General features: G+C 43.8%; 18 protein-coding genes. 9 read left to right on the forward strand and 9 right to left on the reverse strand.

The genetic code is table 11. The features are described 5' to 3' along the window. The first annotated feature begins 10 nt into the window (after window positions 1-10). From K7R10_RS07435 to K7R10_RS07445, 3 genes are all read left to right on the forward strand, one after another. Window positions 11-487, forward strand: a complete 477-nt coding sequence (locus K7R10_RS07435; protein ID WP_224484049.1) for a DinB family protein — start codon at window positions 11-13, stop codon at window positions 485-487. A gap of 51 nt (window positions 488-538) precedes the next feature. Beyond that, window positions 539-1,210 (forward strand): DUF998 domain-containing protein, encoded by a 672-nt coding sequence (locus K7R10_RS07440; RefSeq protein ID WP_224484050.1) that lies wholly within the window; start codon window positions 539-541, stop codon window positions 1,208-1,210. Window positions 1,211-1,285: 75 nt separating this feature from the next. Next, the gene (locus K7R10_RS07445) at window positions 1,286-1,762 is read left to right on the forward strand and encodes an acyl-CoA thioesterase (RefSeq protein ID WP_224484051.1); all 477 of its coding nucleotides are present in this window, start codon (window positions 1,286-1,288) and stop codon (window positions 1,760-1,762) included. Window positions 1,763-1,906: 144 nt separating this feature from the next. On the opposite strand, the gene K7R10_RS07450 is transcribed toward K7R10_RS07445, so the two are convergent. Further along, the gene (locus K7R10_RS07450) at window positions 1,907-2,695 is read right to left on the reverse strand and encodes a copper resistance protein NlpE N-terminal domain-containing protein (protein WP_224484052.1); all 789 of its coding nucleotides are present in this window, start codon (window positions 2,693-2,695) and stop codon (window positions 1,907-1,909) included. A gap of 454 nt (window positions 2,696-3,149) precedes the next feature. Between K7R10_RS07450 and K7R10_RS07455 the strand changes: the two genes are divergently transcribed. Further along, complete coding sequence (locus tag K7R10_RS07455) at window positions 3,150-3,344, forward strand: hypothetical protein (RefSeq protein ID WP_224484053.1); 195 nt, start codon at window positions 3,150-3,152, stop codon at window positions 3,342-3,344. 59 nt (window positions 3,345-3,403) lie between these two features. Here the strand turns inward: K7R10_RS07455 and K7R10_RS07460 are convergent, their stop codons facing one another. The 5 genes from K7R10_RS07460 to K7R10_RS07480 form a co-directional block, all read right to left on the reverse strand. Further along, window positions 3,404-3,595: a hypothetical protein gene (locus K7R10_RS07460; RefSeq protein WP_224484054.1), complete on the reverse strand. Its 192-nt coding sequence runs from the start codon at window positions 3,593-3,595 to the stop codon at window positions 3,404-3,406. Between the two features lie 33 nt (window positions 3,596-3,628). Continuing rightward, window positions 3,629-3,790: a DUF1328 domain-containing protein gene (locus tag K7R10_RS07465; protein ID WP_224484055.1), complete on the reverse strand. Its 162-nt coding sequence runs from the start codon at window positions 3,788-3,790 to the stop codon at window positions 3,629-3,631. A 112-nt stretch (window positions 3,791-3,902) separates the two neighbouring features. Then, on the reverse strand, window positions 3,903-4,784 hold the full coding sequence (fabD, locus tag K7R10_RS07470; RefSeq protein WP_224484056.1) for an ACP S-malonyltransferase: 882 nt from the start codon (window positions 4,782-4,784) through the stop codon (window positions 3,903-3,905). A gap of 78 nt (window positions 4,785-4,862) precedes the next feature. Continuing rightward, the gene (locus tag K7R10_RS07475; protein WP_224484057.1) at window positions 4,863-5,375 is read right to left on the reverse strand and encodes a gamma carbonic anhydrase family protein; all 513 of its coding nucleotides are present in this window, start codon (window positions 5,373-5,375) and stop codon (window positions 4,863-4,865) included. A gap of 9 nt (window positions 5,376-5,384) precedes the next feature. Next, on the reverse strand, window positions 5,385-6,395 hold the full coding sequence (locus K7R10_RS07480) for a PorP/SprF family type IX secretion system membrane protein (RefSeq protein WP_224484058.1): 1,011 nt from the start codon (window positions 6,393-6,395) through the stop codon (window positions 5,385-5,387). 74 nt (window positions 6,396-6,469) lie between these two features. Here K7R10_RS07480 and K7R10_RS07485 point away from each other — a divergent pair, with 74 nt between their 5' ends. Further along, window positions 6,470-7,396 (forward strand): NifU family protein, encoded by a 927-nt coding sequence (locus tag K7R10_RS07485; protein ID WP_224484059.1) that lies wholly within the window; start codon window positions 6,470-6,472, stop codon window positions 7,394-7,396. 86 nt (window positions 7,397-7,482) lie between these two features. Here K7R10_RS07485 and K7R10_RS07490 read toward each other — a convergent pair whose 3' ends face one another. Beyond that, entirely contained in the window at window positions 7,483-9,753 is a 2,271-nt protein-coding gene (locus tag K7R10_RS07490) for an inorganic phosphate transporter (protein ID WP_224484060.1), read from the reverse strand. A gap of 194 nt (window positions 9,754-9,947) precedes the next feature. Here K7R10_RS07490 and K7R10_RS07495 point away from each other — a divergent pair, with 194 nt between their 5' ends. The 4 genes from K7R10_RS07495 to K7R10_RS07510 all read left to right on the forward strand — a co-directional run bounded on the left by K7R10_RS07495 (window position 9,948) and on the right by K7R10_RS07510 (window position 14,033). Beyond that, window positions 9,948-10,148: a dodecin family protein gene (locus tag K7R10_RS07495; RefSeq protein WP_224484061.1), complete on the forward strand. Its 201-nt coding sequence runs from the start codon at window positions 9,948-9,950 to the stop codon at window positions 10,146-10,148. 51 nt (window positions 10,149-10,199) lie between these two features. Then, the gene (locus tag K7R10_RS07500; protein ID WP_224484062.1) at window positions 10,200-12,248 is read left to right on the forward strand and encodes a thioredoxin domain-containing protein; all 2,049 of its coding nucleotides are present in this window, start codon (window positions 10,200-10,202) and stop codon (window positions 12,246-12,248) included. A gap of 95 nt (window positions 12,249-12,343) precedes the next feature. Next, window positions 12,344-13,156 carry a mechanosensitive ion channel family protein gene (locus K7R10_RS07505; protein WP_224484063.1) on the forward strand — a complete coding sequence of 271 codons (813 nt, stop codon included), beginning with the start codon at window positions 12,344-12,346 and terminating at the stop codon, window positions 13,154-13,156. A gap of 64 nt (window positions 13,157-13,220) precedes the next feature. Next, window positions 13,221-14,033, forward strand: a complete 813-nt coding sequence (locus tag K7R10_RS07510; protein WP_224484064.1) for a mechanosensitive ion channel family protein — start codon at window positions 13,221-13,223, stop codon at window positions 14,031-14,033. On the opposite strand, the gene tsaB is transcribed toward K7R10_RS07510, so the two are convergent. Beyond that, the gene (gene tsaB, locus K7R10_RS07515; RefSeq protein WP_224484065.1) at window positions 14,030-14,710 is read right to left on the reverse strand and encodes a tRNA (adenosine(37)-N6)-threonylcarbamoyltransferase complex dimerization subunit type 1 TsaB; all 681 of its coding nucleotides are present in this window, start codon (window positions 14,708-14,710) and stop codon (window positions 14,030-14,032) included. The genes K7R10_RS07510 and tsaB overlap by 4 nt on opposite strands. A gap of 21 nt (window positions 14,711-14,731) precedes the next feature. Next, window positions 14,732-16,051 carry a TolC family protein gene (locus K7R10_RS07520; protein ID WP_224484066.1) on the reverse strand — a complete coding sequence of 440 codons (1,320 nt, stop codon included), beginning with the start codon at window positions 16,049-16,051 and terminating at the stop codon, window positions 14,732-14,734. Between the last annotated feature and the right edge of the window lie 6 nt (window positions 16,052-16,057).

Raw genomic sequence — 16,057 nt, forward strand, 5'->3', positions numbered from 1 at the left:
ACCGGGAAAGATGAAATTATCTGTACAGTTCGCCAGTCACATCAGGCAGGTGTATTTCGGTGGCAACTGGACCGCAAGCAGCCTGAAGGAGATCACTGAGGAGCTCAGCCTTAAAGAAGCTACCACCAGGATTGAGAACCTTAATACCATCGCTGTGCTGGTCTACCACTTGCATTATTACCTGAGGATACAGCTAAAGGTGCTCCAGGGAGCCCCCCTCAAGGGAAGTGATGCTGAAAGTTTCAAAGCAACCCCTTTCAATACAGAAAGGGAGTGGCAGGATTTCATGAAACAGATCTTTAAAGAAGCAGAGCAATTTGCAGACCTGATAGAAAACCTGCCGGAAAACCGTTGGCAGGAATCCTTTACTGACGATAAATACGGAAGCTATTTCAGAAACATTCAGGGTTTTCTCGAGCACACCCATTACCATCTGGGGCAGCTGGTAATCCTGAGAAAGATGATAGCCAACAAAACTGATATTTAAAAAATTTTACAGGGCTGCCCCCATTTTAAGCAACCTGTTAATATCTACTGTATGAGTAAAAAAACCAAACTTTTTCTGTACCTCGGTATAGTTGCGGTGATTCTCAGAAACAGCTTTGTTTATGGAATCGGCTGGTATCGCCCTCAATATAGTCATACATCAGATTTCATAAGTGAACTCAGTGCAGAAGGAGCTCCCGGTGCAGGCCTGATAAACTTCTTCAGCCTTATTCTTGTGGGTATTTTCATCATTCTGGGAGGGATCGGTTTAAAAAGTTACTTTCTGAAACCCGGAATTCAAATGTCATCGATTTACCTGATCACAGGTGGTATCGGATATATAATAATTGGCCTTTTCCCTTGTCCTCCGGGTTGTAATATGGAAACCGATACCTTTCAGATGACACTGCACTTGCTCGGTGCATTTATCGCTACTCTTAGCATGGTCTTGTCTGCCTTGCTATATGGTCTTTGGTATTTTAAGGGTCATCCCACCGTCTTGCGCCTTTCGGCCTTTACCCTGGGTTGTGTCGGCTTTCTTGCCTTTACTGCATTATGGATAATGTTCTTTTATCTGGCCATGAACAAATCGATCATCTACGAACCCATCGGTGGTTTGGTTCAGCGTCTTAATGTGGCGGCCGGTGACCTTTGGTTATTTTTAGCTTGCCTTTTCGCTTTGAGAAACGAAAAAAGAACCCCTCAAAAACCCGGCGAACTTTAATTAAGTATCTTTATTCGCAAAGGACCAGGATCCTTCGTTTTAAGGCACTATTTTCATAAGACTAAATTCCATATTATGGACAGCAAGGGACATATCTCATTTCAATTCATCAGCGAACCCACAGACGTTAATTTCGGGGGTAAGGTACACGGTGGTTCGGTAATGAAATGGATCGATCAAACAGCATATACCTGTGCACGCAACTGGGCAGGTACTTATTGTGTGACGGTATATGTGGGTGGTATTCGCTTTTACAAGCCTATTAATATAGGCGACGTTGTAAAAGTAGATGCCTATGTGATCTATACAGGTAAAACGAGTATCCATATTGCCGTCGACGTTTATTCGAAAGACTTTGATGATGAGCGCCACGAAAAAAAGACGCATTGCGTGATCGTTTTTGTTTCGGTTGACGCAGATGGCAAACCCGTGCCGGTCAAAGAATGGATTCCCGAAAACGAAAGAGAAAAGAAACTGGCAGAATATGCCCGGAAATTAAAATCACTACGGGAAAAGATCAGTGAGGAAATGAGGCCTTTCTTCGAAGATTAATCCATATTGCTATCACAGCACTGTAACCTCCTTAAAATTGAATCCGCACCACCTTATGGTAATAACAGACACCTGTCCTGGTCGCAGCCATTCCGGGTGAACAAAGCTGTGTTCAGCCTTAGCTGTAATAAAAATAATCCTGAGCTATTCGAAAAACTCAGCCCTGAACCTGGCCAGTGGTGCCATTCGGGCACGGCTAAGTGACAGGGTATCTCCGTTGACGGTATAATTATCAAGAGTTTCAAGCATGGGAGCGAATTCTTTCGGGTACGTGCCATCCGGGCAAGCCATCATGGTTGTAGCCATCTTAGAGATATTCAGGCGATTTCCCTCCAACAGCTCATATGAACCGTTCATACGGTTGCAACCATCACTTCCCACAAGCCGTCCATCTTCCAGAAAAACAAGGTGAGGTTGTTTGCGTGCATTATCAAACCTTTCTATGACTTTTCCCTTTAACTCAAAAAGCACCCAGCGCCTTTCATTTATACCTTGTGCCTTTTTCAAAGCGTAATTCGATGCAAGGTCCCCCTCGATCCGGTTCCCTTCTGAGTCGAGTTTGAACAACACATTCTCACCCACAAAATAAGACTCTTCATTTCGGCCATCAATGGTCAAAGTGATCTTCTGATTGCTCTCATTCCATTGAAAAGAGCCTTCGGATTTTTCAATTTCCCCGCTCTTTCCCAGGTAACGATTCCTTTTTATAAAGGTTCCATCATCAGATAAAACAATCTCTGTTCTTATACCTTCGCAATCGGCACATGGCAGGGTTCCGTGGTAGGTACCCGCCCAGTCAAGTGCATTTTTACTGTTGTGTTCTGTATCCATATAGTCAGGTTTTTCAGCTACAGGGCTTGTTTCCTTTTCGGTTTCTTTACAACCAAAAACAGCAACCATCATGGTCAGCACTATTAGTATTCTGAGTCTCATCTCTATGTTTTTAATGTTTTGACAGGAACAGACCTGAAATCAAAGCGATTATCGCTTCCTTAAATTTACAAAAACTATTAATTATCAGATATTTAGTTTATGACAATGTAATTAAGGCGGCATTAAATATGGGATAGCCAATATACCCAGCCTTCGCACTTAATCGAAAAAAATATTTCGGTTTTTAACCGCTATTATAGATAAAACCTATAGCGTCTGATTTACATTGTAGTCGGGAATAGATCAAAGGCACCTCAGCATGAGGTTAACACTTAAAACCACAAGACCTTAGGCATGGATTCATCCGGAGAAAATTGTGATGTTTCAAAGTATAGCAAAAGGTTGCAGGGAGCACCTTATCACACTCATATCGAAAATAATCTTAGATCATCATCAAATATAACTATTTGACTACAAGTGATATATTGTGTTACTTTGTCTACAAATACATGTTATGTCTCTTATCAAAATCCAGCGAAAAACCCGATACGAAAAACGATATTCACCTAAGATGGGAAGTATTAATGTCAGGGTAACCTATATTAGAAAAGCCATTTTAGGAATGATTCCCTACATGACCCTGCATAAATACAGGGGCACCTATTACGGAAAGGTGAAGGATTGTGAAGAATGTGTTATCAAAGCATAATAAAAAAGAACCCGCTATTGCGGGTTCTTTTTTATTATAAGCTTTTGAAGATAATCCGATCAGGCATCATCTCCGTCGCCCATTTCTTCAACTTCTTCTTCAACTTCCTCAGCTCCTTCTTCAACCGCTTCACCGGTCTCTTCAGCAGCTTCTTCAACTTGTTCACCTGCGCTTTCAGGATTTTCACGGCAGCTAACGTTCATAACAGAAAGTGAAAAAATAAATATCAGCGCTAAAAATATACGTTTCATAATTTAAATATTTAAGGGTTAGTAATTTGTCTTTTACCTCCGGATCAATCTGCCTGCAAGAGTAATTAGAAACAGAGCGATAAAAACATAAAATAAGATCTTGGCTATACCTGCTGCAGCTCCGGCTATTCCGCCAAAACCAAAAACAGCAGCTACAACAGCCACGATCAGAAAAATAATTGTCCAGCGTAACATGAGTTTAAATTTATCGGTTCGATGTAATGTACTGATTATCAGAATCATATATCTTTCAATTTTGAAACTTTAACGCTGAAATGTTAATATTTGTTAACCCTCAAAAAACGATTCATACCTCAGCAGAGGCTACCTCTGCACTTCGGTCGATCTTTTTCACCAGGCCCTGAAGCACCTTACCGGGACCTACTTCAATAAAACTCCGGGCACCATCTGAAAGCATCTGCTGCACGCTTTGTGTCCACTTTACCGGAGCTGTAAGTTGAGAAATCAGATTTTCTTTAATACGTTCCGGATCGGTTTCTGCTTTAGTGCTCACATTCTGGTAAACGGCACAGATCGGTTTAGAGAATTTAGTTTCTTCGATTGCTCTGGCCAGATCTTCTCTGGCAGGTTCCATAAGCGGAGAGTGAAAAGCACCACCAACCGGTAAAACCAAAGCGCGTCGCGCACCTTTTTCCTTGAGCGCCTCACAAGCCAGGTTAACAGCATCGATCTCACCGGAGATCACGAGTTGTCCGGGACAGTTATAATTAGCGGGAACCACAATTCCTTCGGTATCTTCACAAACCTGTTCCACCACCTGATCTTCCAGCCCAAGAACCGCTGCCATCGTGCTGGGTTTTAGCTCACAAGCCTTTTGCATCGCCAGGGCTCTTCTGGAAACAAGTCGTAATCCGTCTTCAAATTTCAGAGTGCCATTGGCCACCAAGGCAGAAAATTCACCCAGCGAATGACCCGCCACCATATCAGGTTTGAAAGAATCACCCATCACCTTACTAAGAATGACCGAATGAAGAAATATGGCCGGTTGGGTTACTTTGGTTTCCTTCAGATCATCAGCACTTCCTTCGAACATGATCTCGGTTATGGGAAACCCAAGAATTTCGTTAGCTTCATGAAAAAGTTTCATGGCTTCAGGAGACTTATCGAACAGATCTTTCCCCATTCCTGTAAATTGAGCTCCCTGACCGGGAAAAACATATGCTTTCATTTCTTGATTATTTTGGTACCACAAAAATAGACTTTTTAAACAAGAAGAAAACACAGATTGGGTATGCAGTGCCCAGGTCTACTCCCGAAACCAGGAGGCGTAATGAATGTAATTGCTTGCTATTCTCTGAATTTCGCCTTTACTCAGGTCATCACTTACCGGTTTGATCTTCCGGGCAGGCACCCCGGCATAGATGAATCCCGATTCTACGCGGGTATTCTGGGTCACCACGGCTCCGGCCGCGACTATAGCGTTGCTTTCAACCACACAGTCGTCCATCACGATGCTTCCCATCCCGATCAGCACATTGTCATGTATGGTACAGCCATGAACAATGGCGTTATGACCTATTGAGACATCGTTACCGATATTAACCGGAGATTTGCGGTAAGTACAGTGAATCACCGCACCGTCCTGTATATTGACCCTGTCGCCGATAGCTATATAATGTACATCTCCCCTGACTACTGCATTGAACCAGACACTGCACTGGTCTCCCATCTTCACCTCCCCGATAAGGGTGGCATTGTCAGCGAAAAAACAATCCTCTCCGTATTCGGGAGTTTTACCGTTTACTGTTTTGATCAGCATATGATTTGTTTAATAGTTAACTGCGGGACAATTACAGTCATAAGGCTCCTTCCCTTTAAGGAAATCGTAACCCAGGGTGATCTGGTGAAAGCCTCCGTTATCGAAACGCACGTCGCCCGCCTGATAAGAATAATTATATGAGAACATGAAATTATTAACGTTCACTCCCACTATGGGGGTTAACAGTTGCAACCGCTGGTCCCGGGTTGTTCCGTCAAGTATATATTGAGCTCCGTCGAAGCTTTGTCTGAATGAAAGACCTCCCCAGATCCGGCCAAAATCCATATTCCGGTAGACCTTGGCATTAACATCTACTGCTGTTTCCTGGGTAAATTCTGCATATTGAAGCATGACCGAAGGTTCAAACTGCCAGAGCGATTTTCCAAACACATAACCAACAGAAAAAAGATATCTCCTCAGGTTATCGAATTCCTGAGCCGAATACAGGTCTCTGCCACTTCCCAAGAGATTTTTAATGGTAGCATGAGCATAGAATTCGAAGAGGTGGTAAGAGGCTCCCACATCGATGTTGAAATAGGTGACATTCGTGGCTGTACCGGTGATCACAGGGTCGGGAATGACCGACTGAAATTCAGATTCATCAAGCCTGCTTTGAATAAAGCCGACACTTAAACCAAATGAAAGCTGGTCCAGATCGACCGGGTTCCGTGAAAACATGAGATGATGGGCATAGGTAAGCTTCATTCCTGTTTGTGAATGGTACCCATTGCGATCATTGAATAAAATAGCACCTACCCCGCTTTTCTCTCCAACCCTCAAATGAGCATTCAAAGTTTGTAAGCTTGGCGCTCTTTCTACGTCAAACCATTGTTTACGAGCCGTAAGCCGTGCCTTTCCGGACTGTCCTGCACCGGCCATGGATGGATGGATAAGGTAATAGTTGTCAGAAAGGTAATCGAAATATACAGGTATTCCTTCCTGAGCACTGGCTGCGATCATAGATAACAGCGAACATATCAGGAAAAAGCACCGGTTAAAATCATTCATAGTGAGTCTCATATCAGGTATGCGGCTTGCGTAAATATAACCATAGATCACTTAGGTTTTCGTAATTTTGCCGGAAAATAGATGAAATGGAAAAGATTGAAATTAAAATACAGCCTACCAACAGGCCGGCCATTGTAAAGTTCGAGGCCAATAAGTTCATCACCCGTAAGAAAAATTACGAGTTCAAAAATATCGACGAAGCCAAGTCGTCACCCCTGGCTACTCAATTATTCTATCTTCCGTTCGTTAAAACGGTATATATCTCAGGAAATTTTGTAGCTATTGAGAAATTTGACATTGTAAGCTGGGATGAAGTTCAGGAGGAAGTAGCTGAGCAAATACAGAATTACCTGGAATCCGGCCAGGCAGTGATCAACGACAATGAAGATGCCCAGGGGAAGGTTCCGGTGACCGTATATGCCGAAAGCACCCCTAATCCGGCGGCCATGAAGTTTGTTTGCAACAAAAAACTGGTTCTTGCTCCCTACGAATTCAAGAACATTGAAGAAGCCAAAGATGCTCCCCTGGCAAGCGGACTCTTTCATTTCCCATTCGTCAAAGAGGTGTTCATCGATGAGAATTATGTATCGATCATCAAATACGACGTCATCGAATGGAATGAGGTTGCGATGGAGATCAGAGAATATTTGAAAGCATACCTCGAGGAAGGCAAGGATATTGTCAATGAGGAAGCTCTTTCTTCAAATCCGGCTTCCGGTTCTCAGAAAACCAATGGAAAGGCACAGCAGGATGCCAGGTTTGAAAGTCTTGACGATACTTCAAAAGAGATCGTGGCCATACTGGAGGAATATGTAAAACCCGCTGTTGCCAGCGATGGTGGAAATATTTTATTCGAGTCTTATGACAGCGAAAACAAGACGGTGAAGGTGATACTGCAGGGTGCCTGCAGCGGATGTCCCTCTTCAACCTTTACCCTTAAGAACGGAATTGAGACCATGCTGAAGAGCATGATGCATGATAAGGTTAATGAGGTGGTTGCCATCAATGGTTAATAAAACCAGGTAACTCATCATACCACAAACATAAAGAAGCCTCGCTGATTGCGAGGCTTCTTTATTTTAGGCCTGTTTGTTTGTGACTAGTTCCTGTTCTTTATCATTTTGAAATCGTCGTGAAACTCCTTGAATAATGACAACAGGTTAATAGAAGCTGTAATCAGATCTTTGGTTTCCAACAGAAGACTGAAATACAGTTTGGTATTCTTCGGACTCGTTTCAGTACTGCGAATACGCTCGATCTGTTTCTGGATCAGGGCAGAAACATTATCAAGCAGTTCTTTCTCCTGTTCGATGATATCTGCAATATTCTCAAAGCTCTCTTTATCAAAATCAGCTTTTACCGTATCGAACATCGACTGTAACTGATCATCTATACGTTTGAGGTCCCTGATCTGGTTAAACTTCAGGTTGCGGTGATTATTGTTTACATGCGAATAACTGTTCTTGGCGATATATCCGATCGACTGCACCATATCCTGGAGATAATCCAGGATAAGTATATAAAACTTACTGGCAGCCACCGATTCATCATCCAGGGATTTGATAAAATAGAAAATCTCACTTTTGAGCTCATCTACTTCCTCTTCCAGTTTTTTAAGGCTCTTTTTAGATTTTTTGAGCTTATTGAGATCCTGAAGCCCAAGGTTATCGATCACGTCTGAATAAATGGCGTTCACCCTTCCGATCACCTTTGAGATATTATCTGAACTTTCAGAAATGATTTCATTGATCGTAATGAGTGATGTACGATCGATCTTTTCCTGTGCCTTTTTCGCCTTTTCGGCTTTCTGGTAACTGAGAAAGCTTCTGACCAGCAACAGTACCGCTACGATAAGCAGGACGATCAGGGCAATACCCCTTCCGAAGTAAATAGCCGTAGCAAAAAGGGCCGCTGCACTAAAAGCCACTAATGCGGTTACAAACCACCCCCCTATCACATTAAAAACTCCTGCCACCCTGTATACAGCGCTCTCTCTTCCCCACGCCTTGTCGGCCAGGGAGGTACCCATTGCCACCATGAATGAAACATAGGTGGTAGAAAGCGGCAACTTCATCGAAGTAGCCACCGAGATTAGAATACTTGCCACCATAAGGTTTACGGCGGCTCTTACCATATCAAAGGCAGGCTCATCTTTTCCTTTATATTTTTTCGCCTTCTCCTTGTCGAAATTCCTGGATATCGATTTTCTAACACTTCGCGGAAGAATCATTCTAAGACCGGCATTCAGGTTTACCGATCCCCGCACGATCATTCTCGAGAGAAAATTAGGCTGGAATTTCTCAGTAGCGTCGCCACTTCTGGCCAGGTTGATCTCGGTATACATGACCGAACGGGCCTTCTTAGAAAGCCAAAGGGTCACAACCATCACCAGGCCGGCAGCCACCAGCATATATCCCGGGGTCTCCACCTTACCGCTAAGGCCACTCATCGCAAATTCAGAAGGTAGCACTCCCGAAGCCTCATAGGCGTTGTGCCATAGATCATATGACTGAAAAGCCGCGATAGGCACCCCGATAAAGTTCACCAGGTCATTCCCGGCAAAAGCCAGTGCAAGCGCGAAAGTTCCGATCAGGATGATCAGTTTCAGGAGATCCCATTTGGTAAAAGAAATGATGATCTGTGATAAGGCCGTAAACAGTACGAACGATATTACTGAAATGATCAGGGTATTGCTTTGTACGTAATCAGAAAAATTATCAGGAATGAAAGATACCCCTTTGATACCCTTGATCAATATGAAATAGGTAATCGAAGAAATGGCGAGACCTCCAAAAAGAGCTCCCACGTATTTGATACGCTTTTCAAACTGAAAAGAAAACAACATACGCGATACCCACTGTACCAGCGCACCTATGGTAAAGGCTATAACCACAGACAACAGGATTCCAAGAATGATCTCTGCTGCCTTAGCTCCGTTAATAAAGTTCGAAATTTCACTCAGGCTACCCTCTGCAGAAAGAATCTTAATGACTGCGACAGCAACCGATGCTCCCAATAATTCGAATACGATAGATACCGTTGTTGAAGTTGGCAAAGCCAGGGAATTAAAGAGATCCAGCAATAGTATATCAGTGATCATCACACAGACGAAGATGATCATGATCTCATCGAAGTAAAATTCTCCGGGCATGAAAATACCTTTACGGGCCACCTCCATTAAACCGGATGAAAACACGGCTCCTACCGCTACCCCAATACTGGCAATTATCAAAATGGTACGAAGTGAAGCCACCTTTGACCCCACTGCCGAATTCAGAAAATTAACCGCGTCATTGCTTACCCCCACTACGAGATCGGCTATTGCCAATACGAAGAGAGCGACAAGCATAAAAATATATAGTTGCTCCATAAAAGCTTTTAATAGACAGCAAAAGTCTGTTATGTACTCAAAAGTAAAGTTAAATAAAGGTTACCAAAATATTACATCATTTTGACATCTTATCGTTAGTAGCTGATTTTCAGTAGTTTAATTTTAATAGGGATGGTATTTTACTTATATTTAATAGAGAACCGATTAATTAACCAAAAAACCAAAATATCATTATGGCAGTATTAAAAGTTATCGAATTATTGGCAAACTCTGACAAGAGCTGGGAAGATGCGGCACAAAAAGCACTTGACAAAGCTTCATCGACCGTTAAAAACATCAAGTCCATTTATATCAAAGAACAAAGTGCTTCGGTAGAGAATGGGAAGATCGTGAGCTATCGTGTTAATGCGAAGGTAACCTTCGAAATAGCATAACTTTTTTGTACCTTATAAGGCGTCCTTTGCTATCAAAGGGCGTTTTTTATTATGGCAAACAAACTACAATACGAGAGCAGCACATATCTTTTACATCATGCCAATAACCCGGTAGACTGGCATCCGTGGAATGAGGAGACGCTTGAACTGGCAAAAAAGACCAACAAGCCAATGCTTATCAGTATCGGATATGCCGCTTGTCACTGGTGCCATGTGATGGAGCACGAGTGTTTCGAAGATGAATCGGTAGCCCGGGTGATGAACGAGCATTTCATCAATATCAAGGTGGATCGTGAAGAGAGACCTGATGTTGACCAGATCTACATGACCGCTCTTCAGATAATGACCGGAAGCGGAGGCTGGCCACTCAATGTAGTTGCTCTTCCTGACGGAAGGCCTTTCTGGGGCGCCACATATGTCCCTGCAGACAGATGGGTAAAGGTACTCTCACAACTGAGTGATCTCCTTCAAAATGACCCCGCCAAGGTTCACGAATATGCAGATAAGCTCAGTAAAGGTATTTCAGAAGTGAGCCTGGCTGTACCCGAAACCGGGCAAAACGAATCGCTGAATCCCGCCTTACCCACTGAAGCACTCATGAAGTGGAAACCTGACTGGGATCTGAAATGGGGCGGCAGAAAGGGTGCTCCGAAATTCATGATGCCGGTGAATCTGGAGTTTTTACTAACCCACAACTTTTATTTCAACCGGAAGGATCACGAAGAATATCTCAAAAAAACGCTTTACAAAATGTCGTTTGGAGGAATATATGATCATCTGGCAGGAGGCTTTGCACGTTATTCAGTTGATGAAAAATGGCATGTACCGCACTTTGAAAAAATGCTGTACGATAATGCGCAACTCGTAAGTTTGTATGCCAAAGCATATGCGCATGATCCTGATCCGTGGTATGAAAAGATCGTCATGGAAATCTGCGATTTCATGCAACGGGAGCTGGCTTCAGAGGAACATATATTTTACTCCGCACTCGATGCAGACAGTCTTGACGCGAACGGAAATTCTAAAGAGGGTGCCTATTATACCTGGACAAAAGAGGAGTTGACAGAACTGCTGGGTGACGAATATCCTCTTTTCAGCAGGGCCTTTCATATTGATGAGTTTGGTTATTGGGAAGACGGTCAGTACGTACCGATAAGAGATCAGAACGATGACGACCTGGCAGCATCAACAGGCATGAGTGCAGCTGACCTTCGGTCAAGTCTCAAAAAAGCCAAAGCCCGGCTTCTTCAATATCGAAATAAGCGACCTCGTCCCCAGCTTGACGACAAAAGCCTTACTTCGTGGAATGCCATGGCGATAACAGCCTTTACCGATGCCTATAAGGTATTTGGTAAAAAAGAATATATTGAAACCGCCCTGGCCGCCGCTTCATTTATACGGTCATACCAACTCACTGCAGAGGGCTCTCTCTGGCATACCTTCAAAGCCGGGAAGTCTGCCATCAAAGGATTTCTTGAAGATTATGCTTTTGTCATACAGGCATTCATAAATCTCTACGAAACCACCCAACAGGAGGCGTGGCTTTCTGAAGCTAGGAGTTTAACCCTTTATGTGATCGACAACTTCATGGATGATCGCAGCGGACTTTTCTTTTTTACCGATAAGAGCAGCCCAACGGTGGTCAGTAAAACGCTTGAGAAAAGCGACAATGTCATTCCCGCGTCCAATTCGGTAATGGCGCACAATCTTTTCGAACTGTCAAGATTTTATGACCATGAAAAATTTCGAAATATGGCAGTTCGCATGTTACAGGTGATGGAAAACGAAATGATCACCTACCCTTACAGTCACGGGAACTGGTTAAGACTCCAGTTGAAGATGACCCAGCCGTTCTACGAGATTGTGGTTACCGGAAAAAACGCTCTTGAAAAGGCCCGTGAGATAAACAGCAGATACCTGCCTTCCAAGATCATCGCGGCCAGCGCTACGCCTTCATCACTACCGCTGTTTAAAGGCAGACAGGAAAAGGAACAAACGCAAATCCATCTTTGTCTGGAAAATCATTGCAAATTACCGGTTAGTGAGGTTGAGGAAGTTTACCGGCAGATACCCGAACTGCAAAAACCAGAACACAGATAAAACTCTCATTTAAACGAATTCATCACACAGGAAGTAATTCTTCCTCTATAGAATTTCTTATTTTTAGCAATAGATCAAAAAAAAGGATAACTACTATGGAAACAGATAAGTGGATCAATCAGGGAATCGAACTGGTCATGGAGTATGGTCCGAAGATCATTGCCGCTATTGTCATATGGCTGGTCGGTCTCTGGGTAATTTCAAGAATTGTTAAAATTTTCGATCGTTTCATGCAGAAACGGGAATACGATGTCAGTCTCAGAGGATTTCTGCATAATCTGGTAGGCTGGGCGCTAAAGATTCTTTTGATCCTCGCCATTCTCGGAACACTGGGAATCGAAACCACTTCATTCGCAGCTGTTATTGCTGCTGCAGGTCTTGCCATCGGCCTGGCACTGCAGGGCTCGCTTTCGAACTTTGCCGGAGGCGTTCTCATCCTGATCTTCAAACCCTTTAAAGTAGGTGATTTTATAGAAGCTCAGGGGAATTCCGGAACGGTGAAAGAGATCGGTATCGTAAACACCAAGCTGAATACCTTTGGAAACCAGTTGGTGATTATACCAAACGGCAACCTTTCAAACGATAACATCATAAATTACAGCGCCGAACCCACCCGGAGAGAAAAAATAACAGCGGGGATCGGTTACGACAGCGATATCAAGAAAGCAAAAGAAATTCTTCTTCAGATTGCCGCAGACTGTGATAAAATAGATAAAAAGCCGGAACCACAGGTTATGGTCGCCGAATTGGCTAACAGTTCTGTAAACCTCGAACTGCGTTACTGGGCTACCAATGAAAACTTCTGGGACGCCAGATGGTTTGTGATGGAAGAGATCAAACTTCGATTCGATGCTAACGATATCGAAATACCATACCCTCATCAGGTCGAAATTCACAAACAAGAATAGCCCGCTTATCTCCATCTGAGACTATCCTTCTTATACCATGGTTTGAACATTAAATCTCTCAGACATGGAAGTAAACAATTGGATGGAAACCGCCATAGATGCGGTCATCTTCTACGGGCCCAAGATCTTACTGGCACTTGCCATCTGGATCATTGGCAGTTGGGTAGTCAAAAGGCTGGTCAAGACTCTTGACAAGGTTTTAAGCAAGAAAGATTATGACCCCAGTCTCAGTAAATTCCTGCTGAATTTGCTGAAATGGGGTCTTACCGTTTTACTTATCCTGGTCGTTCTGGGAACCCTGGGAGTAGAAACCACCTCTTTCGCTGCATTGATAGCCGCCGCCGGACTGGGTGTCGGACTGGCTCTGCAGGGATCACTGGCAAATGTGGCAGGCGGAGCACTGATCATGATCTTCAAACCCTTCGAAGTCGGCGATCTCATAGAAGCACAAGGGGAACTTGGCACGGTAGAGGAGGTTCAGATCTTTAACACTATACTCGTCTCACCTGAAAATAAAACCATCGTCATACCAAACGGTCCTCTTTCAAACGGTAACATTATCAATTACACCAAAAAAGGAACATTGCGAATAGACCTTGTGATTGGAGTGGCCTATGCCTCAGACCTGAAAAGAACCCGCGAGGTAATGCTCGAAGCCGTTCAAAATCAACCCGGCACCCTGAAGGAACCGGCTCCAACGGTAGCTGTATCAGAACTCGCCGACAGTTCGGTAAACTTCGTGGTACGACCCTGGACAGAAGCTAAAGATTACTGGGGCGTTCGTTTTGCATGTATTGAAGCCATAAAAGAAGCTCTGGATAAGGCCGGCATCGAGATACCATACCCTCACCAGGTAGAAATAAGAAAAAAGGGCTAAACCTTTTTCTTCGGTTTGGTCACCACAAAATCTTTCAGGTAGTAGGGCTCGAAGTAGGCAACGTCTTCCAGTTCGTTTTTCTGCCATTTTAATTCTGCAGGCAGGCACATATCAGTAGCCGAAGGAACCTCTTTCGATGCATGAAATACGGCCTTGTCATGTACGATCATCTCTTTTGCCTTTTCGGCACCGCTACCCAGAATGTGCAGCGGCTGATCTTTCATCCATTCATCATAGAGGCCGGACTCCAGAATTTCGGCACGTGTCTCCCGTTTGGTTTCATAATGAGCATCGAAAACAGCTGAATACACCTCCATTCGCCTGGCATCGATCAACGGCAAAATATGGCCATTATCAACCTGTATTGACCGGGCCAGTATCTCGAGCGTCGGCAAGGCGATGAGCGGCTTATTCAGGGCAAAACAGAGACCCTTGGCTGCAGAAACACCTATGCGAAGGCCGGTATATGAGCCCGGACCCATACTAACGGCAATGGCATCGATCTGTTCGAGACTGACCGATGCCATCTTAATGACTTCTTCTATAAATACATGCAGATTCTCTGCATGAGTGAAACCTTTTCCGTTAAATTCCTTTTGTGCGATGCACTTGCCGTCTTGACCTATGCTTACAGAGCAGTTGGTCGTTGCCGTTTCCAGATTTAAGATCAAAGCCATACGGCAAAGGTAGCAGCATAATTAGATTTCCCCTAACGGAATACCGAAATAAAACTCGAGTACTTTCAGACGGAAAATATAATTGTATTTGGTTCTGATCAATTCTGCTTCAGCGTTGTCAAGACGCGCCTGTGCCTGGCTGAAGTCAAACGAATTCATCAGACCGACATCATAACGATCCTTGGCATAAGCGTATGACAGTCTTCTGGCTTCAACAGCTGTTTCGGCTGCTTCATATGCCTTGAGAGAACCACGAACATCGGCATATGCCTGGTTCACATTAGCCTCAAGGTCCAGCTTATCCTGCTCAAACTGCAGCTGAGTACGTTCTAAATTGATCTTATTTCGTTTGATATTGTTGCTTACCCTGAAGTTGCTTAATATCGGTATGTTCAGCCTCAACCCGTAAGAAATACCATCGAAGACCCATAACTGATCAACAAACGGAAAAGGTGAATTATCTGCAAACCTTGTCTGATAATTCAAAAAGGCGTCTAAGGTGGGCCATCTGGCACCGCGGGCAATCTTCAGATCCTGTTCAGCCAAATCAACATTGGCCTCAGAAAGCTTTACGTTGTTGATCACCTCAAGTGACTTAGCAAATATCTGATCCGGAGTGTAGGCAAGAATATCTGAATCAGGTATTACATATCCTTCATCGACCACGTCAAAATTCTCATAATCGGTTATTTGCAATAATTGAGCAAGGGCAATGCGAGAGAGGATCACATCATTTTCGGCTGCAACGATCTGTTGCTCCTGGTTGGCTACGGTAGCTTTGATCTCCAGCAGGTCACCTTCCGGTAAAACACCGTTTTCAACCAGCTCCTGGGTTCGCAGTAAATCCTGTCGTGAGACTTCCAGCTGAGCCTTCAGCACATTTAATCGCTCCCTGTTAGACAATACCTGCAGGTAATTATTAGCAACATTCAGCCTGATGTCGTCTTTCATTCCTTCCAGACGATAGGTGCTCGCCACCTCATTCATCTTGGCTCTGTTCAATTGGTGTACATTTCGAAGTCCGTCGAATACCGTAAGTCCGGAGTTTACATTTCCGGAAATAGATGTAATGGTTTGATTTATAAAGGTATTCGTGGTCGGGTCTGCCGTCAAACCTGTATTGGCACTCAAGGTCGAGCTCAGGTTAAGCGTGGGTACAAAATTACCGATCGCATCTAAACGGTCGATCTTGGCGTTTTCCAGATCCAGTTCAAATTGTTCTACCGTAATATTGTTTTCAACGGCATACTCCACACATTCTTGAAGGGTCCATTTCTTTTCCTGGGAAAATCCTGCAAAAACAGAACAGAGAAGGGTAGCCGATAGAATTATACGTTTCATGTACAT

Origin of the sequence: Robertkochia aurantiaca (assembly GCF_020166495.1) — a bacterium.
Lineage (GTDB): Bacteria > Bacteroidota > Bacteroidia > Flavobacteriales > Flavobacteriaceae > Robertkochia > Robertkochia aurantiaca.